The sequence below is a fragment of the Burkholderia sp. Tr-20355 genome, from assembly GCF_017104685.1.
GTDB lineage: Bacteria > Pseudomonadota > Gammaproteobacteria > Burkholderiales > Burkholderiaceae > Burkholderia > Burkholderia seminalis.
On the sequence record NZ_JAAGPK010000152.1, the window covers coordinates 1 to 19,721 of the forward strand.

Annotated in this window: 19 protein-coding genes; 6 read left to right on the forward strand and 13 right to left on the reverse strand. The window is 69.3% G+C overall.

The genetic code is table 11. The features are described 5' to 3' along the window. Positions 1 to 514: 514 nt before the first annotated feature. Positions 515 to 1,156, forward strand: coding sequence for a TetR family transcriptional regulator (locus G3N62_RS27850; RefSeq protein ID WP_034189098.1), 642 nt, complete (start codon positions 515 to 517; stop codon positions 1,154 to 1,156). 37 nt (positions 1,157 to 1,193) lie between these two features. On the opposite strand, the gene G3N62_RS27855 is transcribed toward G3N62_RS27850, so the two are convergent. Next, a complete protein-coding gene (locus G3N62_RS27855) occupies positions 1,194 to 1,865 on the reverse strand; it encodes a cysteine hydrolase family protein (RefSeq protein ID WP_049029735.1) in 672 nt (223 codons plus the stop codon). 151 nt (positions 1,866 to 2,016) lie between these two features. Between G3N62_RS27855 and G3N62_RS27860 the strand changes: the two genes are divergently transcribed. Continuing rightward, the gene (locus G3N62_RS27860; protein ID WP_124671212.1) at positions 2,017 to 3,006 is read left to right on the forward strand and encodes a helix-turn-helix domain-containing protein; all 990 of its coding nucleotides are present in this window, start codon (positions 2,017 to 2,019) and stop codon (positions 3,004 to 3,006) included. Positions 3,007 to 3,033: 27 nt separating this feature from the next. Here the strand turns inward: G3N62_RS27860 and G3N62_RS27865 are convergent, their stop codons facing one another. From G3N62_RS27865 to G3N62_RS27890, 6 genes are all read right to left on the reverse strand, one after another. Then, on the reverse strand, positions 3,034 to 3,741 hold the full coding sequence (locus G3N62_RS27865; protein ID WP_206141357.1) for an SRPBCC domain-containing protein: 708 nt from the start codon (positions 3,739 to 3,741) through the stop codon (positions 3,034 to 3,036). A gap of 28 nt (positions 3,742 to 3,769) precedes the next feature. Next, a complete protein-coding gene (locus tag G3N62_RS27870) occupies positions 3,770 to 4,129 on the reverse strand; it encodes a DUF427 domain-containing protein (protein ID WP_034189094.1) in 360 nt (119 codons plus the stop codon). A 136-nt stretch (positions 4,130 to 4,265) separates the two neighbouring features. Beyond that, entirely contained in the window at positions 4,266 to 4,703 is a 438-nt protein-coding gene (locus G3N62_RS27875; protein ID WP_034189093.1) for a carboxypeptidase-like regulatory domain-containing protein, read from the reverse strand. 100 nt (positions 4,704 to 4,803) lie between these two features. Then, entirely contained in the window at positions 4,804 to 6,285 is a 1,482-nt protein-coding gene (locus G3N62_RS27880) for a DegQ family serine endoprotease (protein ID WP_034189092.1), read from the reverse strand. Between the two features lie 111 nt (positions 6,286 to 6,396). Beyond that, positions 6,397 to 7,743, reverse strand: a complete 1,347-nt coding sequence (locus G3N62_RS27885; RefSeq protein ID WP_034189091.1) for an ATP-binding protein — start codon at positions 7,741 to 7,743, stop codon at positions 6,397 to 6,399. 3 nt (positions 7,744 to 7,746) lie between these two features. Then, entirely contained in the window at positions 7,747 to 8,409 is a 663-nt protein-coding gene (locus tag G3N62_RS27890; protein WP_034189090.1) for a response regulator, read from the reverse strand. A gap of 186 nt (positions 8,410 to 8,595) precedes the next feature. On the opposite strand from G3N62_RS27890, the gene dacB reads away from it, so the two are divergent. From dacB to G3N62_RS27905, 3 genes are all read left to right on the forward strand, one after another. Beyond that, positions 8,596 to 10,128, forward strand: coding sequence for a D-alanyl-D-alanine carboxypeptidase/D-alanyl-D-alanine-endopeptidase (gene dacB / locus G3N62_RS27895; RefSeq protein WP_034189089.1), 1,533 nt, complete (start codon positions 8,596 to 8,598; stop codon positions 10,126 to 10,128). Positions 10,129 to 10,466: 338 nt separating this feature from the next. Next, positions 10,467 to 11,381, forward strand: coding sequence for a sterol desaturase family protein (locus G3N62_RS27900; protein ID WP_034189088.1), 915 nt, complete (start codon positions 10,467 to 10,469; stop codon positions 11,379 to 11,381). A gap of 95 nt (positions 11,382 to 11,476) precedes the next feature. Then, entirely contained in the window at positions 11,477 to 12,616 is a 1,140-nt protein-coding gene (locus G3N62_RS27905; protein ID WP_124671211.1) for an SGNH/GDSL hydrolase family protein, read from the forward strand. Positions 12,617 to 12,697: 81 nt separating this feature from the next. On the opposite strand, the gene G3N62_RS27910 is transcribed toward G3N62_RS27905, so the two are convergent. From G3N62_RS27910 to pyk, 6 genes are all read right to left on the reverse strand, one after another. After that, positions 12,698 to 13,726, reverse strand: coding sequence for an L-threonylcarbamoyladenylate synthase (locus tag G3N62_RS27910; protein ID WP_069706288.1), 1,029 nt, complete (start codon positions 13,724 to 13,726; stop codon positions 12,698 to 12,700). An 11-nt stretch (positions 13,727 to 13,737) separates the two neighbouring features. After that, on the reverse strand, positions 13,738 to 14,934 hold the full coding sequence (locus G3N62_RS27915) for a 5-(carboxyamino)imidazole ribonucleotide synthase (RefSeq protein ID WP_034189085.1): 1,197 nt from the start codon (positions 14,932 to 14,934) through the stop codon (positions 13,738 to 13,740). An 80-nt stretch (positions 14,935 to 15,014) separates the two neighbouring features. Continuing rightward, a complete protein-coding gene (gene purE / locus G3N62_RS27920; RefSeq protein WP_034189110.1) occupies positions 15,015 to 15,536 on the reverse strand; it encodes a 5-(carboxyamino)imidazole ribonucleotide mutase in 522 nt (173 codons plus the stop codon). A 21-nt stretch (positions 15,537 to 15,557) separates the two neighbouring features. Beyond that, positions 15,558 to 16,448 (reverse strand): phosphoribosylaminoimidazolesuccinocarboxamide synthase, encoded by an 891-nt coding sequence (locus tag G3N62_RS27925; protein ID WP_034189084.1) that lies wholly within the window; start codon positions 16,446 to 16,448, stop codon positions 15,558 to 15,560. Positions 16,449 to 16,681: 233 nt separating this feature from the next. Further along, a complete protein-coding gene (gene fba / locus G3N62_RS27930; RefSeq protein ID WP_034189083.1) occupies positions 16,682 to 17,746 on the reverse strand; it encodes a class II fructose-bisphosphate aldolase in 1,065 nt (354 codons plus the stop codon). Between the two features lie 316 nt (positions 17,747 to 18,062). After that, positions 18,063 to 19,499 (reverse strand): pyruvate kinase, encoded by a 1,437-nt coding sequence (gene pyk, locus G3N62_RS27935; protein WP_034189082.1) that lies wholly within the window; start codon positions 19,497 to 19,499, stop codon positions 18,063 to 18,065. On the opposite strand from pyk, the gene G3N62_RS36305 reads away from it, so the two are divergent. After that, the gene (locus tag G3N62_RS36305; RefSeq protein WP_021164118.1) at positions 19,498 to 19,626 is read left to right on the forward strand and encodes a hypothetical protein; all 129 of its coding nucleotides are present in this window, start codon (positions 19,498 to 19,500) and stop codon (positions 19,624 to 19,626) included. The two genes, pyk and G3N62_RS36305, sit on opposite strands and share 2 nt — an antisense overlap. The last annotated feature ends 95 nt before the right edge of the window (positions 19,627 to 19,721 follow it).

Consider the following 19,721-nt stretch of genomic DNA (forward strand, 5'->3'; position numbering starts at 1 on the left):
CGCCGACTTCAGGTGTTTGCGGCGGCGGTGCCGATTCTTTTTTTCCGCAGGCAGCCAGGAAAACCGCGGCTGCCGCGACAGTGATCAAGCGGTATGGAACCCGTTCGACGCGCATGGAGCGACCTCTGTGTGTAACCAATGGAATAAGTGCAGCACCCGGCGGGAGCGCAACACGGATGCGCCTCGCGGCGCAGATCGAACACCTGAATTACTGGACTGCTGGATACAGCACGTCGGCACGAAACCTCCATGCCGACGGGATGCCGCGAACTGCGGACTGGTACTTTGGCGGGAATCAGCAGAGTGGGATATTAACTGATTGCCACTTGGGTCATTCGATCGTAGGGTGGTATTGTATATACATTCATGGATGTATGTAAAAAGCCCGTTTGTACTCCGCCGACTGTCCAGTCTTACAGATTGTTACCCGTCGCAAGCATAGCCCGTCTCAATGATGGCCGCGAGGGGTTGCGGACCCTAAATTCACCTACGATCGATCCAATCAGGCCTGCACATGGTCAGACGTACCAAGGAGGAGGCGCTCGAGACGCGCAACCGCATTCTCGACGCCGCCGAGCACGTGTTCTTCGAGAAGGGCGTGTCGCACACGTCGCTCGCGGACATCGCCCAGCACGCCGGCGTGACGCGCGGCGCGATCTACTGGCACTTCGCGAATAAAAGCGAGCTGTTCGACGCGATGTTCGACCGCGTGTTCCTGCCGATCGACGAACTGAAGCGGATGCCGCTCGACGCACCGGGCGGCGATCCGCTCGAGAAGGTGCGCAAGATCCTGATCTGGTGCGTGCTCGGCGTGCAGCGCGATGCGCAGCTGCGGCGCGTGTTCAGCATCCTCTTCATGAAGTGCGAGTACGTCGCGGACATGGGGCCGCTGCTGCAGCGCAATCGCGCCGGGATGAGCGAGGCGCTGCACGCGATCGACGCCGATCTCGCGATGGCCGTGCGGCTCAAGCTGCTGCCCGAGCGGCTCGATACGTGGCGCGCGACGCTGATGCTGCACACCCTCGTCAGCGGCTTCGTGCGCGACATGCTGATGCTGCCCGACGAGATCGACGCCGAGCAGCATGCGGAAAAGCTCGTCGACGGCTGTTTCGACATGCTGCGCTACAGCCCCGCGATGCTGAAGGACGGCGGCTGACGCGCGGCGGTCGCCGCACCGCCCCGCTGCTGCCGCGTCAGGCCGCCTTCGCGCGTTGCGCGCGGGCTCGCCGGTTCGACGCGGCCACCGAATCGCGCGCCGGCATCGCCGCGCCAGACAGTCCCGCGATCCACGCGTCGGTCGACATCACCGCCGCGAAATTCGACTGGAACACCACCGTGTACGCGCGGTGAATCTCCTCGGCGCTCGCCGTGCCCGCTTCGTTCTCGTATGGCAGCGCGCCCGTCGCGTCGTTCAGGTACTCGATCTTCAGCCCCGCATGCGCGGCGTGATAGACGGTCGACGCATTGCAGTTGTGGGTCATGTAGCCGGCCACCGCGAGCGTGTCGATCCCGTGCGCGTCGAGCCACGTGCCAAGATCGGTCCCGGCGAACGAGCTCGCCTGCGTCTTCTCGACCAGATGCGCGTACGGCCGGCTGGCGACCACCGCGTGCAGCGCGACGCCGTCGGAGCCGGGCGCGAAGATCGGCGCGCCGGCCGGCGCGACGTGCTGGACCACGATCACGGGCACGCCGGCCGCGTGCGCGGCGTCGATCGCGCGGCCGATGTTCGCGAGCGACACGTCGAGCGGCGGATACTCGATCGGCAGGTTGCCCGTCACGTATTCGTTCTGGACGTCGATGACGATCAGGGCGCGGCGGGCAGCGGGATGAGCAGCGGAAGACGGGACGGCGTTCGAATTCGACATGGCGGGCTCCTGGTCCGGGAGCGCTACCCCGCCCGGAAGGGGCCGGCCGGCAGCGCGATGGGATGCATTGTCGGGCCACGGCGTTTGCCCGGACAGTGGCCCGATAGCCATTCTTCGATAAAATCGGGCCATCCCCATTCCGGAGCCCGTCATGGCCGCTGCCGCGTTGCCCGCCCCGCCCGCGCCGACCGTCGTCGCCGTGATCGCATACGACGACATCAGCCCGTTCCACCTGTCGGTACCGTCCGTCGTGTTCGGCAAGGAACGCGACGCGGCCGCGTCGCCCGCGTTCGAGTTTCGCGTCTGCTCGGCCGAGCGCGGCGCGCTCGCGACGACGGGCGGCTTCACGATCGCGGCGCCGTACGGGCTCGATGCGCTCGACGACGCGGACATCGTCGTCGTGCCCTCCTGGCGCGATCCGGACGAAGTGCCGCCCGATGAACTGCTCGACGCCGTCCGCGCGGTCGCCGCCCGCGGCGCGCAGCTCGTCGGCCTGTGCCTCGGCGCGTACGTGCTCGCCGCGGCCGGCCTGCTCGACGGCCGTCCGGCCACCACGCACTGGGCATGGGCCGACGATTTCGCCCGGCGCTTTCCGCGCGTGAAGCTCGATCCCGACGTGCTGTACGTCGACGACGGCAATCTGACGACGTCGGCCGGCACGGCCGCGGGGCTCGACTGCTGCCTGCACGTCGTGCGGCGGCGCTTCGGCTCGGATGCCGCGAACCGGATCGCGCGCCGCCTCGTGATTCCACCGCACCGCCAGGGCGGGCAGGCCCAGTACGTGCCGCAGCCGGTCGCCGCGCACCCGCGCGATGCGCGGCTCGCGGGCCTGCTCGACTGGGTGCGCGCGCATCTCGACGCCGCGCATGGCGTCGATTCGCTCGCCGAACGCGTGCTGATGAGCCGGCGCACGTTCACGCGCCACTTCCGCCAGGCGACGGGTACGACCGTCACCGCATGGCTGCAGGCCGAGCGGCTCGCACGCGCGCAGCACCTGCTGGAAACCACCGGACAATCGATCGACGCGATCGCGCAGGCTGCCGGCTACGGGTCGAGCGTGTCGCTGCGCCAGCATTTCGCGGGCGCGCTCGGCACGTCGCCGTCCGCCTATCGAAGGGAATTTCGCGGCGCCGGCGCCTGAACCGGCGCCGACGCGCGGTAAGGCCGCTCAGCCGCCGTTGATCCAGCGTGCCGCGTAGAGCAGCAGCGCGACGAACACGATCATCGCCGCCCAGGCCCAAACCGGCACCGTGCCGGAGCCGCGATGCGGGAGCGCGCTGGCCGCGCGCCCGGTCAGCGCGCCGCCCAGGCGCGGCGGCAGCGCACGCTTCGTCGCGGCCATCAGCGACGCGGGCCGCAGGAACACATGCTGGCGGCGCGGCGCGGCCGAGCGCGCGCGATTCGGCGCGAGGCCGTGCTTCGCCTGCACGACCGCGCAGAACTCTTGGAAGAAATCATCGGTCCACTCGCGCAATGCATTGTCGATCTGCCGCCCCGGCAGCTCGGCAAGCGGCCCGCTCGCCGTCGCCCAGACCACGTACTCGATGCGCGTCGCGTTCGCGTCGTCATCCGGCATCAGCACGAGTTCGACCTGGCCGCGCAGCGCGCCGAGGCCGTCGGCGCGCGCCTTGAAACTCAGCACACGGCGCGGCCGCCCTTGCGCGTCGCCCTGCTCGGCGGCCGCGTGTGCGCGCACGTCGTAGCGCGCGCGCAGCGGGCCAAGCGGCACCGTGATCGTCAGCGCGAACTCGCCGTGCGCGAGCTTCACGAACGATTCGCAATGGTCGAAGCTCGCCCGCAGCAACGCGAGATCCTCGAACGCCTCCCGCACGACAGGCGGCGCGAGCGCAACGCGTAACGTGTCGTTCAGTTCCATGACGCCTCCCCGATGAACCCGCGCCGCATCAGGACGTCTCGACGAGACTGTCGATCCGCGCGACATCGAAGGCGACGTAGTGCGCAAGCACGGACGCCGCCTCCGTCGGTTCCTCGTAACTCCATGCGGCGTTCTCGATCACGCCGTCTTCCGTCTGCAAGTCGAAATGCACGGCCGGCCCCCTGAACGGGCACGCGGTCGTGAAACCCGACTTCACGAGCCGGCGCATGTTGACGTCGCCGCGCGGCAGGTAATGGATGTCCGGCAGTCCCGTTTCGCGGACGGTCAGCGCGCGATGCGAATCGGCATACGTGATGCCGCGATGGATCACGCGAACGCGATGGCGGTTCGGCACGATTTCGAGTCGAGGGTCGGCTGCATCGGACATCGTTTCTCCTTCGGGCGCCCCGGCAGGCAAACCGGGCGCAGGAAACGAAAAAAAGCCACGGCACGCGTGCCGTGGCTTTCATTATGGGCGAAACTTCGTCCGATTGCGCGACCTGGGCGCGGCCGCGCGCGGCGGGCTACTGCGCGCTCCACTGGAACGCGGTTTTCGCGCCGCCCTTCGCGCCGACCGTGACGGCGCGCGATTCCTCGTTGCCCTGGTACGACGCATGCACCGTATAACGTCCCGGCGGCACCTTCACGAGCATGTACGGCCCGCGCGCGTCGGTCTTCAGCACTTCCGTGCCCTTGCCGTCGACGATCCGCACATGAACGTCGGCCAGGAACTCGCCGCCCTTGCCGGTGAAGCGCAGCGCCAGCGGCCACTTCGCCTCGTTGTGCTGGAACGCCGTCGATTCGTCCTGCCCGACGCCGCCGGACACGAAGGTGACGTCACCCTGCTGGCGCGCGGCCGGCAAGCCGTCGGACTGCGCGTACGCGCCGGTCGCACCGGCTGCGAGGCCGGCGGCCAACGCCACGGCGACGGCAAATCGGGACACGTTGCGTGGATATTGCATGGCTCTCTCCTTGGGGTCGGAACACATACGGGGCGCCGCGTCACGCGGTCGAGCGGCGGCGCCCGCCGCGGCCGGCCGAGCCGGCCGTCGGCCATGCCGGTCAGCTCAGGTCGACCGGCACGAAGATCTGCGCATTATCGCGCTGGATCAGAAGAGCAAGACTGTTGCCCGCGCCCTTGACCGCGTCGCGCAACTGCTCGGGGCTCGTGACCGGGCGGCCGTTGACCGCGAGGATCACGTCGCCGGGCTGGATACCCGCATTGGCGGCCGGACCGCCGGCCTGCTGCACGATCAGCCCGTGCGACAGGTTGTCGGCACTGCGCTCCTGCGGCGACAGCGGACGCACCGCGACACCCAGGCGGCCCTGCTCGACCGGCCCGCCGTCGTTCGACGCGAGCTTCGCATCGGCCATCGCGCCGAGCGTCACGCTGATCGACTTCTTCGACTTGTCGCGCCAGATCTGCAGGTCGGCCTTCGAACCGGGCTTCAGGTTCGCGATCTGCGCGGGCAGCGACGTCGAATCGGCGACCGGCGAACCGTTGACCGACAGGATCACGTCGCCCGGCTGCAGGCCGGCCTTCGCGGCCGGGCCGTTCGGGTCGACCGAGCTGACCAGCGCGCCGTCCGGCTTCGGCAGCCCGAACGAACTGGCGAGCGTCTGGTTCAGCCCCTGCACGGCGACGCCGAGGCGGCCGCGGCTCACGTGGCCGGTCTTCACGAGCTCGTCCTTGACCTTGATCGCCTCGTTGATCGGGATCGCGAACGACAGGCCCTGGAAGCCGCCCGTCTGCGAGTAGATCATCGAGTTGATGCCGATCACCTCGCCCTGCAGGTTGAACAGCGGGCCGCCCGAGTTGCCGGGGTTCACCGGCACGTCGGTCTGGATGAACGGCGTGTAGTTCTCGTCCGGCAGCGCGCGCGACTTCGCGCTGATGATGCCCGACGTGACCGTGTTGTCGAAGCCGTACGGCGAGCCGATCGCGACGACCCACTGGCCGACCTTGCTCTGCGCCGGATCGCCGATCTTCACGGTCGGCAGGCCGCTCGCGTCGATCTTCAGCACCGCGACGTCGGACTGCTTGTCTGCGCCGACGACCTTCGCCTTGTATTCGCGCTTGTCGGTCAGCTTGACCGTGACGACGTTCGCGCCATCGATCACGTGCGCATTGGTGAGGATGTACCCGTCGGAGCTGATGATGAACCCGGAACCGAGGCTCGCGCTCGGCTGGTCGTCGGGCTGCGCGTCGCCGCCCATGCCCGGCACCTGGCCGTAGAAGTGCTTGAAGAACTGGTAGAACGGGTCGCTCGGGTCGATCGGCAGCTGCGGCTGCGGCACGCGCCGCGACACCTGCTTCACGACGTGCTTCGCGCTGATGTTCACGACCGCCGGGCCATAGGTCTCGACGAGCCCGGAGAAATCGGGAATGCCGGTCTTGGCGGCCGCTTCGGCCGGCATCAGCGCGGCCTGCGCGGGCGTGATGATCTGCGGATCGGCGCGGCGCGTACCGGCGAAATAGCCGGCTGACAGGGCGGCCGCCACGGCGACCGCGACGGTGCCGCGCGCAAGGAATCGGGTATTCATCGTAGGACCTCCTCTTTGTTAGGACGCAGCGTAACGACCCTGACTTAAAGGAGGCTTAATCAGCCTTAAGCGGGGCTTAAGCGGCCGCCGGCGGCCGCCCGGCGGCACGCGTCACGCGGATTCGGAAGGCTGCGGCGCCTCGGCGGGCATCTCGGCGTCGCGGAACACGACGCTGACGAGCAGGCCGCCCGCGGCCGCGTCGCCGAGCGACACCGTCGCGCCCTGCTGGGCCGCCACGCGCTTGACGATCGCGAGCCCGAGCCCGCTGCCCGCCACGTCGGTGCGCGCCCGCGCGGAGCTGTCGCGGTAGAAGCGGTCGAACACGCGCTCGCGTTCGTCGGCCGGGATGCCGGGCCCGCTGTCGCCGATCTGGACGCACGCGCGGCCGGCCGCGTCGCGGGTCAGCGACACGTCGATGCGGCCGCCGTCCGGCGTGTACTTCACCGCGTTGTCGAGCAGGTTGCCGAACATCACGCGCAGCGCGCCGATGTCCGCGACGACGCTCGCCGCGCGCGTCTCCTCGAAGCCGAGATCGATGTCGCGCCGCTGCGCGAGCGGCGCATGCGCGGTCACGCATTCGGCGAGCAGCGCCTGCAGGTCGACCGGTTCGCGCATCGTCGCGCCGTCCGGCTCGGCACGCGCGAGCGCGAGCAGTTGCTCCGTGAGGCGCGTCGCGCGCGACACGCCGTCCTGGAGATCCGCGACCGCCTCGCGGCGCGATGCGTCGTCCTTCGCGCGGGCGACGAGCTGCGCCTGGATCTGCACGGCCGCGAGCGGCGTGCGCAACTCGTGCGCGGCGTCGGCGACGAACGCCTTCTGCGTGTCGAGCGCGGCCGACAGCCGCGCGAGCAGCCCGTTCAGCGCGCGCACGAGCGGCTGCACCTCGAGCGGCAGGCGCGCGTCGGGCAGCGGATCGAGCGCTTCCGGCCGGCGCGCCTCGACCGCGCGCGTCACGCGGCCGAGCGGCGCGAGGCCGCGCCCGACGATCACCCAGACGGCCGCGCCGAGGAACGGCAGCAGCACGATCAGCGGCCACAGCGTGCGCAGCGCGACGTTCGCCGCGAGCCGGTTGCGCACCGACAGCGGCTGGGCGAGCTGCACGACGTTGTCGCCGACGATCGCGCCGTACACGCGCCATTCGCCGCGATCGGTGCGCTCGGTCGAGAAGCCGAGTTCCGCGCGCGGCGCGATCGGCGCACGCGGATGCGAGAAGTACATCAGCACGCCGTTGCGGTTCCAGATCTGGATCACGATGCCTTCGTCGCCGTTGGTGCGCGAGCCGAACACCTGCGAGAACGGCTCCGACGGCAGCGCCGCGGCGATTTCCTGCAGCTGGTAGTCGAACAGCTCGTTCGCCTCCGCGAGCGCCTGCCGGTAGATGAGCCAGCCCGCGATGCCCACGCCCGCGACGACGATCGCGAGCAGCCAGATCAGCAATTGATGACGAATCGACCTCACGCGTCAGCTTTCCTTGACGACCATGTAGCCGAGCCCGCGCACGTTGCGGATCAGGTCCGAGCCGAGCTTCTTGCGCAGCGCGTGGATGTAGACCTCGACGGTGTTGCTGCCGATCTCCTCGCCCCAGCCGTACATCTTTTCCTCGAGCTGGCTCTTCGACAGCACCGCACCGGGCCGCGCGAGCAGCGCCTCGAGCAGCGCGAACTCGCGCGCGGACAGCGCAACGGGCGCGCCGTCGAGCGTCACCTGGTGCGAAGCGGGGTCGAGCGTCAGCGCGCCGTGGCGGATCAGCGACTCGCTGCGCCCGGCCTGGCGGCGGATCAGCGCGCGCATCCGCGCACCGAGCTCGTCGAGGTCGAACGGCTTGACGAGGTAGTCGTCGGCGCCCGCGTCGAGCCCCTTCACGCGGTCGGCGATCGCGTCGCGCGCGGTGACGATCAGCACCGGCAGCGACAGCCCGCGCGCGCGCAGCGTGCGCAGCACGTCGACGCCGTCGCGCTTCGGCAGGCCGAGATCGAGCAGCAGCAGGTCGTACGTCTCGCCGCCGAGCGCCGTGAGCGCCGCGTCGCCGTCCTGCACCCAGTCGACCGCAAAGCCGTCCGAGCGCAGCGCCTTGCGCACGCCCTCCGCAATCATTCGATCATCTTCGACGAGCAGTATCCGCATCGGGACAGGTATCCATGGGGCGAGTCAAACACGCCGACCATTGTAGCGCCGCGAATCGCGTGCGCGGCACCGTGCAATGCAACAGTAAGGCGGATTGCAAGGGGCCTGCGCGGACTTGTCTCTACAATGTGCGCTTTGGCGCCGCCGCGCGCCCTGCCCGAGCCCCTGCTTTTCCCGTATTCGCCCATGCCGATTTCCGATCTTTCCGCCCGGTTCGCCCCCCGCGCCCGCCTGTGCCTGCGCGCGGCCGCCGTCGTCGCCACCTGCACGGCCCTCGCGTTCGCACCGCCCGCGCAGGCCCGCAAGAAATCCCACAAGGACGCGCGCAAGACCGCCGTCGTGTCGCCGGCCGCGCGCGCGGCCGGCCTGCCGGCGTCCGTGCTCGTCGCGCTGCAGCGCGCGAAGGTGCCGGCCTCGGCGATGAGCGTCGTCGTCGAGCGCGTCGGCGATCCCGAGCCGCTGATCGCGTGGAATGCGAGCCGGCCGATGCTGCCGGCCTCGACGATGAAGCTCGTGACGACCTTCTCGGGCCTGTCGATCCTCGGCCCCGACTACCGCTGGCGCACGACCGCGTACACGGACGGCACGGTCGATCCCGACGGCACGCTGCAAGGCAACCTGTACATCAAGGGCACCGGCGATCCGAAGCTCGTGCCCGAGGAGCTGATCGACCTCGTCGACAAGCTCCGCAAGGCCGGCGTCAAGCGCGTGGCCGGCGGCCTCGTGCTCGACAAGAGCTATTTCGCGGCGTCGACGCGCGACCTGCCGTCGTTCGACGACGATGCCAGCGCGCCGTACAACGTCGGCCCCGATCCGCTGCTGTACGCGTTCAAGGCCGTGTCGTTCACGGTCACGCCGGGCGACGACGGCAAGGTGGCCGTCGACGTGCTGCCGCCGCTCGCGAACCTGTCGATCGACAACCAGCTCGTCGAAGGCTCGGGCTCGTGCAGCGCGGCCGCCGCGGCCGCGCGCCCGACGCTGTCGGCCGGCGGCGGGATCATGACGGCGTCGTTCGCCGGCGACTACCCGCTGCGCTGCGGCGCGCACACGACCAACCTCGCGATCCTCGATCACACGACGTTCTTCGCGCGCGGCTTCCTCGCGCTGTGGCAGCAGGACGGCGGCACGATCGCCGGCCCCGTGAGCGAAGGCAAGGTGCCGACCACCGCGCGGCCGCTCGCGGTACACCACAGCCCGGTGCTCGGCAGCATCGTCTACGACATCAACAAGTTCAGCAACAACGTGATGGCGCGCAACCTGTTCCTGACGATCGGCGCGGTCGGCGGCAAGCCGCCCGCGACGCCCGAACAGTCGAGCCGCGTGATCCAGGCATTCCTGCAGAAGAACGGCATCGCGATGCCCGACCTCGTGCTCGAGAACGGCTCGGGCCTGTCGCGCGAAGAGCACGTGAGCGCGCAGTCACTCGCCGCGCTGCTGCAGGCCGCGAACGCGAGCCCCGTCGCGCAGGCCTTCATCGATTCGCTGCCGATCGCCGGCATCGACGGCACGATGAAGAACCGCCTCACCAACGCCGGCGTGCTCGGCAACGCGCACATCAAGACCGGCACGCTGCGCGACGTGCGCGCGATCGCGGGCTACGTCGGCGGCGCCGACGGCCAGAGCTACATCGTCGTCAGCTTCATCAACAACGATCACGCGGAAGCCGCGCGCGCCGCGCACGACACGCTGCTCGAGTGGATCTACGCGGGCGCGCACTGACGCGTTGACGCTCTGCACATCGCGCAACGGGCCGCCCTCGCGGGCGGCCCGTGCCGTTTTTCCGCCGCGCCCGCGCTCGCCTTTCGCACTGCGCGGTTTGAAACGCCGCCCCCGCCGGCGCGCGCCGCACCGCGCGCCGGCCGCGCCCGTAAAACAGGGCCGCACCGCCCGGCCCCGTGCCGCGCGGCTTCCGTAGAAACCCTGTCCTCAGAGGGAACCCTCTACGCTGCCCCCTCGCCTAGCGCGTGGCGATTGCGTAGGCTGTTGGCCTGACCGATATCTACAACGGGCCACACGCCCGGCCTCATGGCTTGCAGGGGAAAGAAGGAGACACGCCCATGCGATTCGACGTCGAATTGCTTCTGCTCGCGCTGGCGCCCGTCTTCCTGCTCTGCATCGCATGGGAGGCCTGGCACCTCGCCCGCACACGTGCGCAAGACCCTGTCTATGCGTGGCGCGACACGCTGTGCAACGCCGCGCTCGCGCTGATGCACCAGGGCGCCGACAAGATCGCGTGGCTGTTCGTGATTCCCGTCTATGCGTACTGCTACCGGCACTATCGTCTTTACACGTGGCACGACGGCTGGCTGTCGTTCGCGGTGCTGTTCGTCGCGCAGGACTTCCTCTACTACGTGTTTCATCGCGCGAGCCATCGCGTGCGCTGGCTGTGGGCCGCGCACGTCGTGCACCACTCGTCCGAGCGGATGAATTTCTCGACCGCATTCCGCCAGAGCCTGATGTACCCCGTCGCGGGCATGTGGGTGTTCTGGCTGCCGCTCGCGTTCGCCGGCTTTCCGCCGCAACAGGTCGTCGGCATCGTGCTGATCAACCTCGCGTTCCAGTTCTTCGTGCACACGCAGGCGATCGGCAAGCTCGGCTGGCTCGAATACGTGCTGAATACGCCGTCGATCCATCGCGCGCACCATGCGCGCAACGCGCGCTACATCGACCGCAATTACGCAGGCGTCCTGGTGATCTGGGATCGCCTGTTCGGCAGCTATGTCGAGGAAACGCCCGACGACCCGCCGCAGTACGGGATCGTCGAGCGGCTCGGCTCGAACAACCCGCTCGTCGCGACGTTCCACGAATGGGTGTCGATGGCGTCCGACGCGTTGCGCGTCGACGGATGGGGCAACAAGCTGCGCGCGATTTTCGGCCCGCCCGAATGGGCGAGCGCTTATCATGCGCAGATTGCCGAGGCCGCGAACCAGGATCCGCGCACCGTGCCGCTGGCGGCTGCGCGTGACCGATAAACCGTTTCAGCCAACGGCCGCCGCGCAGCCCGGAACCGAGCAGGCACGCGGCAGATGAGAAACACATCAGGCCATATCTACGAGGAGATCGAACGATGCAGATACAACAACACGCACCTTCCCGCACCCGTCAGCGCATGCTGCGCACCGCGCAGGTCGCGATCGCCGGCGCCGCGCTCGCGCTGCTCGCCGCGTGCGGCGGCGGTGACGACAACAACGGCAGCAGTTCGTCGAACACGCCGCCGTCGGGCGTGAAGATGCAGGTCGTGTCGTTCGGCGACAGCCTGTCCGACGCGGGCACCTACTCGCAGATCAAGCTCGGCTTCGGCGGCGGCCGCTTCACGACCAACCCGGGCCAGGTGTGGACGCAGAACGTCGCGCAGTACTACGGCGACACGCTGCAGCCCGCGAACCAGGGCGGCTTCGGCATCCCGCTGCAGGCCACCGGCGGCCTCGGCTACGCACAAGGCGGCTCGCGCGTGACGCTGCAGCCGGGCATCGGCCACGCGGACGCCAGCGTGCCGAACGCCGACTACGCGCAGGCAACGACGACGCCGATCGCCGACCAGGTCAAGCAGTACCTGTCGCAGCACGGCAGCTTCAACGCCGGCCAGATCGTGCTGATCAACGGCGGCGCGAACGACATCTTCTATCAGGCGCAGGTCGCGCAGGCGCAAGGCAACACGCCGGCCGCGCAGCTCGCGGCCGCGCAGGCGATCGGCCTGGCCGCGCAGCAGCTCGGCGGGATCGTCCAGCAGATCGTCGCGGCAGGCGCGACGCACGTGTTCGTCGCGAACGTGCCGGACATCGGCGGCACGCCACTCGCGCTGCAAGGCGGCGCGCAGGCCGCGTTCACGCAACTGTCGGGCCTCTTCAACAAGACACTCGTCGGCACGCTCGCCGCGCTGAAGGTCGATACGACGAAGTATGCGGTGGTCGATTCGTTCACGTGGCAGGACGGCATCGCGGCCAACTACCAGGCGAACGGCTTCAGCGTGTCGAACACCGACACCGCCTGCAACCTGAAGGCGATGGTCCAGGCCGCCACGCAGTACGGCGTCGCGAACGCAACCGCCTTCGGCTCGTCGCTGTTCTGCTCGCCGCAAACCTACACGGTCGCGAATGCGGACCAGACCTACATGTTCGCCGACACGGTCCACCCGACGACGCGCCTGCACGCGCTGTTCGCGCAGTACGTCGAGCAGCAGATCGCGAAGTCCGGCGTCGGCAAGTAAGCCGCCGGCCACGCGCCCAAACGAAAACGCCCGACCGGTTCGCCGGTCGGGCGTTTTTTCATGCGTGAAGCGCGATGAACGTCAGTCGCGCGCCTCGAACGCGGCAGCCGCGCGGCCGAGGCGATCGTTGACCGCGATCCATTCGACGGTCTCGGGCAGCTTCTCGACGAGGATACGCGCGACTTGCGCACGGTCGAGCGCGCGCAGCATCCCGTACAGGTCGCGCGCATAGGCCCGCGGATCTTCCGGCGCCGCGACGAAATGCACGCCGTCGGCTTGCGCCCAGCGCCCCGCGCGCGATGCACGGGCGACGAGCGCGACCCGTTCGCCATCGGTTTGCGCGGCCGCGAGCAGCGGCTCGAGCGCGTCGAACGGCAGCAGCGCGAGCGGCGTGCGCGGCGCGTAATGCGCTTTCAGCGTGCCCGACGCGCGCGGTGCGGTCGCGTCGCTGCCGTCCGGCAGCTTCGGCGCGCGGCCGAGCACGTCGGCGATCTGTTGCGGCGTCACGTGGCCCGGGCGCAGCAGCGCCGGGAAACCGCGCGACAGATCGAGAATCGTCGATTCGATGCCGACTTCGGATGCGCCGCCGTCGAGCACGTGCACGGTGTCGCCGAATTCGTCGCGCACGTGCTGCGCGGTCGTCGGGCTCACGTGGCCGAACCGGTTCGCGGACGGCGCCGCCACACCGCCGTGGCCGCCGCGCCGCGCGCTGAACGCGGCCAGCAGCGCCTGCGCGACCGGATGGGACGGGCAGCGCAGCCCGACCGAATCCTGTCCGCCGCTCACGGCATCCGGAATGCGGGCGTGGCGCTTCAGGATCAGCGTCAGCGGGCCCGGCCAGAATGCATCGATCAACGCGTGCGCGTCGGCCGGTACGTCGTCGGCCCAGTAGCCGGGGTCACCGCCCGGCGGCAGGTGCACGATCACCGGATGGTTCGCGGGCCGCCCTTTCGCCGCGTAGATGCGCGCGACGGCTTCGGGATTGGCCGCGTCGCCGCCGAGCCCGTAGACGGTCTCGGTCGGGAACGCGACGAGCTGCCCCGCGTCGAGCAGCGCGGCGGCCGCGTCGATCTGCGCGAGCGTCACGGAGGTCGGAAGATCGATGGACATCGGCCGGCGCCTCAGTCGAGCGGCACGCGCAGCAGCTGCGCGCACGCGGTGGCCGCGGCAACGGCCTCGTCGCGCGTCTCGGCCGTGAAGTTCACGTGGCCCATCTTGCGGCCGACGCGCGCTTCTTCCTTGCCGTACAGGTGCAGGTGCGCGGCCGGCATCGCGGCGACCGTGTCCCACGGCGGCGTGACGGCATCGGCCGCCGCACCGTGCGGAAACCACACGTCGCCGAGGATGTTCAGCATCGCGGCCGGCGAATGCTGGCGCGGATTGCCGAGCGGCATGCGCGTCATCGTGCGCACCTGCTGCTCGAACTGGCTCGTTGCGCACGCATCGACCGTGTAGTGGCCGGAGTTGTGCGGGCGCGGCGCCATTTCGTTCGCGACGAACGAGCCGTCTTCCAGCACGAAGAATTCGACGCACAGCACGCCGACGTAACCGAGCGTATCGGCGATCCGCACGGCGGCCTGCTGCGCCTCCGCGACGCGCGCGGCATCGGCGGCCGGCGCCGGCACGACCGTCAGCGCGAGGATGCCGTTGTGGTGCACGTTCTGGGCGAGCGGGAACGCGGCCGAGCGGCCGTCCGCGCCGCGCGCGATCAGCGCCGACACTTCGTATTTCAGCGGCAGGCGCTTCTCGAGCACGCACGGCACGCCGCCGAGCGCCGCATGGGCGTCGCGCGCTTCCCGCGCGGTGCTCACACGCACCTGGCCCTTGCCGTCGTAGCCGAGGCGCGCCGTCTTCAGGATGCCCGGCAGCACCGCGCCGAGCGCGGCATCGTCGAGCGCGGCGAGCGCCGCCGGCGATTCGATCACGACGTGCGGCGCGACCGGCACGCCCGACGCCTCGATGAAGCGCTTCTCCGCGATCCGGTCCTGCGCGACCGCGACGCAGCGGCCGGCCGGCGCGACGAACGTCGTGCGTGCGAGGAAATCGAGGCTCGCGGCCGGCACGTTCTCGAACTCCGTCGATACGGCGTCGCACAGGTCGGCCAGTTCCGCGAGCGCGGCTTCGTCGTCGTACGCCGCGCGCAGGTGGCGGTCGGCGACCGTGCCGGCGGGGCTCGTCGGATCGGGATCGAGCACGGCGACGCGATAGCCCATCGACTGGGCGGCAAAGCAGAACATGCGGCCGAGCTGGCCACCGCCGACCATGCCCAGCCACGCGCCGGGCAGGATCGGGGAAACGGAATCAGGAGTTGCGGTCATGTCAGTGGTCGGTCGCGGCGGGCGCTGCCCGCCGCAGTGGGAAAGTCAGGCAGCCGCGACGCGCAGCCGCCGGTGCGCCGTCATTCGAGCGGCGGCAGCACCATCGCGTGCGCGGCTTCGTTCTGGCGCACGCGGAACGCGGCGAGCCGGTTCGCGTAGTCGACCGAGTTGCCGGACAGGATCGACACCGCGAACAGCGCGGCATTCGCGGCGCCGGCCTCGCCGATCGCGAACGTCGCGACCGGCACGCCCTTCGGCATCTGCACGATCGAGTGCAGCGAATCGACGCCCTTCAGGTACTTGCTCGCGACCGGCACGCCGAGCACCGGCACCGTGGTCTTCGCGGCCAGCATGCCGGGCAGGTGCGCGGCCCCGCCGGCGCCCGCGATGATCGCGCGCAGCCCGCGCTCGCGCGCCTTCTCCGCGTAATCGAACATCTCGTCGGGCATCCGGTGCGCGGACACGACCTTCGCTTCGTACGGTACGCCGAATTCCTGCAGGATCGCGACCGCGTGCTTCATCACGTCCCAGTCGGAACTCGAACCCATCAGCACGCCGACGAGCGGCGCGCCGTGCGTGTGGGCAGTCTGGACTTCACTCATGTCGTGCATTCCTTCCTTCTCTCAGACGAGCGACTGGCCCGTGATGCGCTCGAGCGCTTCCTGGTACTTCGCGGCCGTCTTCTCGACGACGTCGGCCGGCAGCGCCGGCGCCGGCGCCGTCTTGCCCCACGGCTGCGCCTCGAGCCAGTCGCGCACGAACTGCTTGTCGAACGACGGCGGGTTCGTGCCGACTTCGTACTGGTCGGCCGGCCAGAAGCGCGACGAATCGGCCGTCAGCACTTCGTCCATCAGGTACAGCTTGCCGTGGTTGTCGAGGCCGAATTCGAACTTCGTGTCGGCGATGATGATGCCGCGCGTCGCCGCGTAGTCGGCCGCTTCCTTGTACAGCTTGATCGAGATGTCGCGGATCGTCGCGGCCAGCTCGGTGCCGATACGGCGCTCGGTTTCCTCGAACGTGATGTTCTCGTCGTGCTCGCCCATCTCGGCCTTCGCGGCCGGCGTGAAGATCGGCTCGGGCAGCTTCTGCGCGTTCTGCAGGCCTGCCGGCAGCTGCACGCCGCACACGGCGCCCGATGCCTGGTATTCCTTCCAGCCGCTGCCGGCCAGGTAGCCGCGCACGACCGCTTCGATCATGATCGGCTCGAGGCGCTTGACGACCACGCCGCGGCCCTGCACCTGCTCGACCTCGTCGGCCGCGACGACCGCTTCCGGCGCGTCGCCCGTCAGGTGGTTCGGCACGATGTGCGCGAGCTTGTCGAACCAGAAGTTCGCCATCTGGTTCAGCACGCGGCCCTTGTTCGGAATCGGCTCGCCCATCACCACGTCGAACGCCGACAGGCGGTCGGTCGTGACGATCAGGAGCTTGTCGTTGCCGACCGCGTAGTTGTCGCGGACCTTGCCGCGACCGAGGAGCGGCAGCGAGCGGAGCGTGGATTCGTAAAGGGTAGACATCGTCTTTTCGCAGATAAGGAGCCAAACAAAAAGGGAAACGCCGTTCCCCGCGGCAGGCGGGAACGGCGGTCTTGCAATGCGTCGGCGAACCGGCGGGCGACGGCGCCCGGCGGTTGCCGGCCGGCCCTTGTTCGGCCGGACGGAGCGGCTACCGGGGCCGGATCGAATCCGGCAACCGGGCGGCCAGCCCTTGCCCGGCGGCAGTACCGGGCGGGGGCAATCGTACTACAGTCTCAGCGCACGACCTGCGCGAGCGCGCCGGACTTGTACTGCTCGGCGATCTTGTCGAGCGCCACCGGCTTGATCTTGCCGGCCTGGCCTTCGCAGCCGAACGCGAGGTAGCGGTCGACGCAGACCTGCTTCGCCGCTTCGCGCGCGGGCTTCAGGTAGTCGCGCGGATCGAACTTGCCCGGGTTCTCGAACAGGTAGCGGCGGATCGCGCCGGTGATCGCGAGACGCAGGTCGGTGTCGATGTTGATCTTGCGCACGCCGTGCTTGATGCCTTCCTGGATTTCCTCGACCGGCACGCCGTAGGTTTCCTTCATGTCGCCGCCGAATTCGCGGATCTCGGCGAGCAGCTCCTGCGGCACCGACGACGAACCGTGCATCACGAGGTGCGTGTTCGGGATGCGCGCGTGGATTTCCTTGATGCGCTGGATCGACAGGATGTCGCCCGTCGGCTTCTTCGAGAACTTGTACGCGCCGTGCGACGTGCCGATCGCGATCGCGAGCGCATCGCACTGCGTGAGCTTCACGAAGTCGGCGGCCTGCTCCGGATCGGTCAGCAGCTGCTCGCGGGTCATCGTGCCTTCCGCGCCGTGGCCGTCTTCCTTGTCGCCCTTCATCGTCTCGAGCGAGCCGAGCACGCCGAGTTCCGCTTCGACCGTCACGCCGATCGAGTGCGCCATCTCGACGACCTTGCGCGACACGTCGACGTTGTACTCGTACGACGCGACCGTCTTGCCGTCGGCCTCGAGCGAACCGTCCATCATCACGCTGGTGAAGCCGCTGCGGATCGCGGCCATGCAGACCGCCGGCGACTGGCCGTGATCCTGGTGCATCACGACCGGGATGTGCGGGTAGGACTCGACGGCTGCTTCGATCAGGTGGCGCAGGAACGGCTCGCCCGCGTACTTACGCGCGCCGGCCGATGCCTGCATGATCACGGGCGCGCCGACCTGGTCCGCCGCCGCCATGATCGCCTGGACCTGCTCCAGGTTGTTCACGTTGAAGGCCGGCAGGCCGTAACCGTGCTCCGCCGCGTGGTCCAGCAATTGACGCATTGATACGAGAGGCATTGTGGAACTCCTTGGAATGAAAACCGGTGCGCCCTGACGCCGGCGCGGCATCCGCCCCCGTTCGACCCGGGGCGAGGCGGCGCGGCTGAGCGTCGAATAGCCGCATTTTATCGCGAAGCGCCTCCGATTCCGACCGCCCGGTGGCGCTCACTCGCAATTTGTTACGTTCGCACGGCACAATGCGGGCAAAAAAGAGAAAAAAAGCCGCGCGGAGCTTCGAACCCCACGCGGCTTTCGCGTGCAAAACGGTGCCAGACCAGCTTCCGGCCGATCCCGGCGGCCGGCCCGCCAGGCCGGCCCGATGCTCAGCGGGCGCTCAGTAGTGTTCGCCGACCCGCACGATCTTCAGCGTGTTGGTGCCGCCCGCCTGCCCCATCGGCTCGCCGACCGTCAGCACGACCATGTCGCCGTGCTGCACGTAGCCCTGCTTGACGACGATCTCGAGCGCCGCCTGCAGCGCCGAATCGCGGTCGCTGTTGAAGTCGACGTGCAGCGGCGTCACGTTGCGGTACAGCGCCATCGTGCGCTCGCTGCCGACGCGCGGCGTCAGCGCGAAGATCGGCACGTGCGTGTAGTGACGCGACATCCACAGCGCGGTCGCGCCCGACTCGGTCAGCGCGATGATCGCCTTCGCGCCGAGGTGGTACGCGGTGAACAGCGCGCCCATCGCGATCGACTGGTCGATCCGCGTGAACGTGCGGTCGAGGAAATCCTTGTCGAGCTCGACATGTTCCGACTTTTCCGCTTCGACGCACACGGCCGCCATCGTCTCGATCGTGACGACCGGGTACTTGCCGGCGGCCGTCTCGGCCGACAGCATCACCGCGTCGGTGCCGTCGAGCACCGCGTTCGCGACGTCCGACACTTCCGCGCGGGTCGGCACGGGTGCGTGGATCATCGATTCCATCATCTGCGTCGCGGTGATCACGAGCTTGTTCGACTCGCGCGCCATCCGGATCATGCGCTTCTGCAGCGCCGGCACGGCCGCGTTGCCCACTTCCACCGCGAGGTCGCCGCGCGCGACCATGATGCCGTCGGACGCGTCGAGGATGCTCTGCAGCGCCGGAATCGCTTCCGCGCGCTCGATCTTCGCGATCATCTTCGGCTTGATGCCGTACGGCGCGCCCGCGATGTTCGCGAGCTGGCGCGCCATTTCCATGTCGGTCGCGTTCTTCGGGAACGACACCGCGACGAGATCCGCGCCGAGCGACATCGCCGTGCGGATGTCTTCCATGTCCTTCGCGGTCAGCGCCGGCGCCGACAGGCCGCCGCCCTGGCGGTTGATGCCCTTGTTGTTCGACAGCTCGCCGCCCACCTTGACGATCGTGTGGATCTCGTCGCCGAGTACGCGCTCGACGGTCAGCACGATCAGGCCGTCGTTCAGCAGCAGCAGGTCGCCCGGACGCAGGTCGCGCGGCAGTTCCTTGTAGTCGAGGCCGACGCGCTCGTCGTTGCCGAGCTCGCAGGCGGCGTCAAGGATGAACGGCTGCCCCGGCACGAGCGTGGTCTTGCCGTTCTCGAACTTGCCGACGCGGATCTTCGGACCCTGGAGGTCGGCCATGATCGCGATCTCGCGGCCAACCTTGCGGGCGGCCTCGCGCACCATCTCGGCGCGCTGGCGGTGATCGTCGGCCGTGCCGTGCGAAAAATTGAGCCGCACGACGTCGAGGCCCGCCTGCATCATCTGCAGCAGAATCTCCGGCGAACTGGAAGCCGGGCCGATCGTGGCGACTATCTTGGTGGCGCGCTGCATGAAACTCCTCATCTGGATCAAGGTGGATGCGCTGGGTGAAACGCTGCGAGAGCCGGAAGCGGCGGGCCCAGCGGCGGCCGTTCCGGGGGGCGTGCCGGTGCTTGCGCCCGGCATCGCTTTGTTCTGAATCTCGTGGTGCTGGTCGGCCGCGTCGCCGGCGGCCGCCGGTGCGCGCGGGGCGGTGTTCGCCCGCGCGGGCGCGCGTTTGCGCTTGCCCGCGCC

Bases quoted from the DNA above. Each gene is read 5' to 3' on its own strand.
- G3N62_RS27890 (WP_034189090.1), bottom strand. From the start codon at position 8,409: ATGCGGATACTGCTCGTCGAAGATGATCGAATGATTGCGGAGGGCGTG.
- G3N62_RS27865 (WP_206141357.1), bottom strand. From the start codon at position 3,741: ATGGAACTGAACGACACGTTACGCGTTGCGCTCGCGCCGCCTGTCGTG.
- pyk (WP_034189082.1), bottom strand. From the start codon at position 19,499: ATGCAGCGCGCCACCAAGATAGTCGCCACGATCGGCCCGGCTTCCAGT.
- G3N62_RS27850 (WP_034189098.1), top strand. From the start codon at position 515: ATGGTCAGACGTACCAAGGAGGAGGCGCTCGAGACGCGCAACCGCATT.
- dacB (WP_034189089.1), top strand. From the start codon at position 8,596: ATGCCGATTTCCGATCTTTCCGCCCGGTTCGCCCCCCGCGCCCGCCTG.
- G3N62_RS27860 (WP_124671212.1), top strand. From the start codon at position 2,017: ATGGCCGCTGCCGCGTTGCCCGCCCCGCCCGCGCCGACCGTCGTCGCC.
- G3N62_RS27880 (WP_034189092.1), bottom strand. From the start codon at position 6,285: ATGAATACCCGATTCCTTGCGCGCGGCACCGTCGCGGTCGCCGTGGCG.
- G3N62_RS27900 (WP_034189088.1), top strand. From the start codon at position 10,467: ATGCGATTCGACGTCGAATTGCTTCTGCTCGCGCTGGCGCCCGTCTTC.
- G3N62_RS27925 (WP_034189084.1), bottom strand. From the start codon at position 16,448: ATGTCTACCCTTTACGAATCCACGCTCCGCTCGCTGCCGCTCCTCGGT.
- G3N62_RS27870 (WP_034189094.1), bottom strand. From the start codon at position 4,129: ATGTCCGATGCAGCCGACCCTCGACTCGAAATCGTGCCGAACCGCCAT.
- purE (WP_034189110.1), bottom strand. From the start codon at position 15,536: ATGAGTGAAGTCCAGACTGCCCACACGCACGGCGCGCCGCTCGTCGGC.
- G3N62_RS27905 (WP_124671211.1), top strand. From the start codon at position 11,477: ATGCAGATACAACAACACGCACCTTCCCGCACCCGTCAGCGCATGCTG.
- G3N62_RS27875 (WP_034189093.1), bottom strand. From the start codon at position 4,703: ATGCAATATCCACGCAACGTGTCCCGATTTGCCGTCGCCGTGGCGTTG.
- G3N62_RS27915 (WP_034189085.1), bottom strand. From the start codon at position 14,934: ATGACCGCAACTCCTGATTCCGTTTCCCCGATCCTGCCCGGCGCGTGG.
- G3N62_RS27910 (WP_069706288.1), bottom strand. From the start codon at position 13,726: ATGTCCATCGATCTTCCGACCTCCGTGACGCTCGCGCAGATCGACGCG.
- G3N62_RS27855 (WP_049029735.1), bottom strand. From the start codon at position 1,865: ATGTCGAATTCGAACGCCGTCCCGTCTTCCGCTGCTCATCCCGCTGCC.
- G3N62_RS36305 (WP_021164118.1), top strand. From the start codon at position 19,498: ATGAAACTCCTCATCTGGATCAAGGTGGATGCGCTGGGTGAAACGCTG.
- fba (WP_034189083.1), bottom strand. From the start codon at position 17,746: ATGCCTCTCGTATCAATGCGTCAATTGCTGGACCACGCGGCGGAGCAC.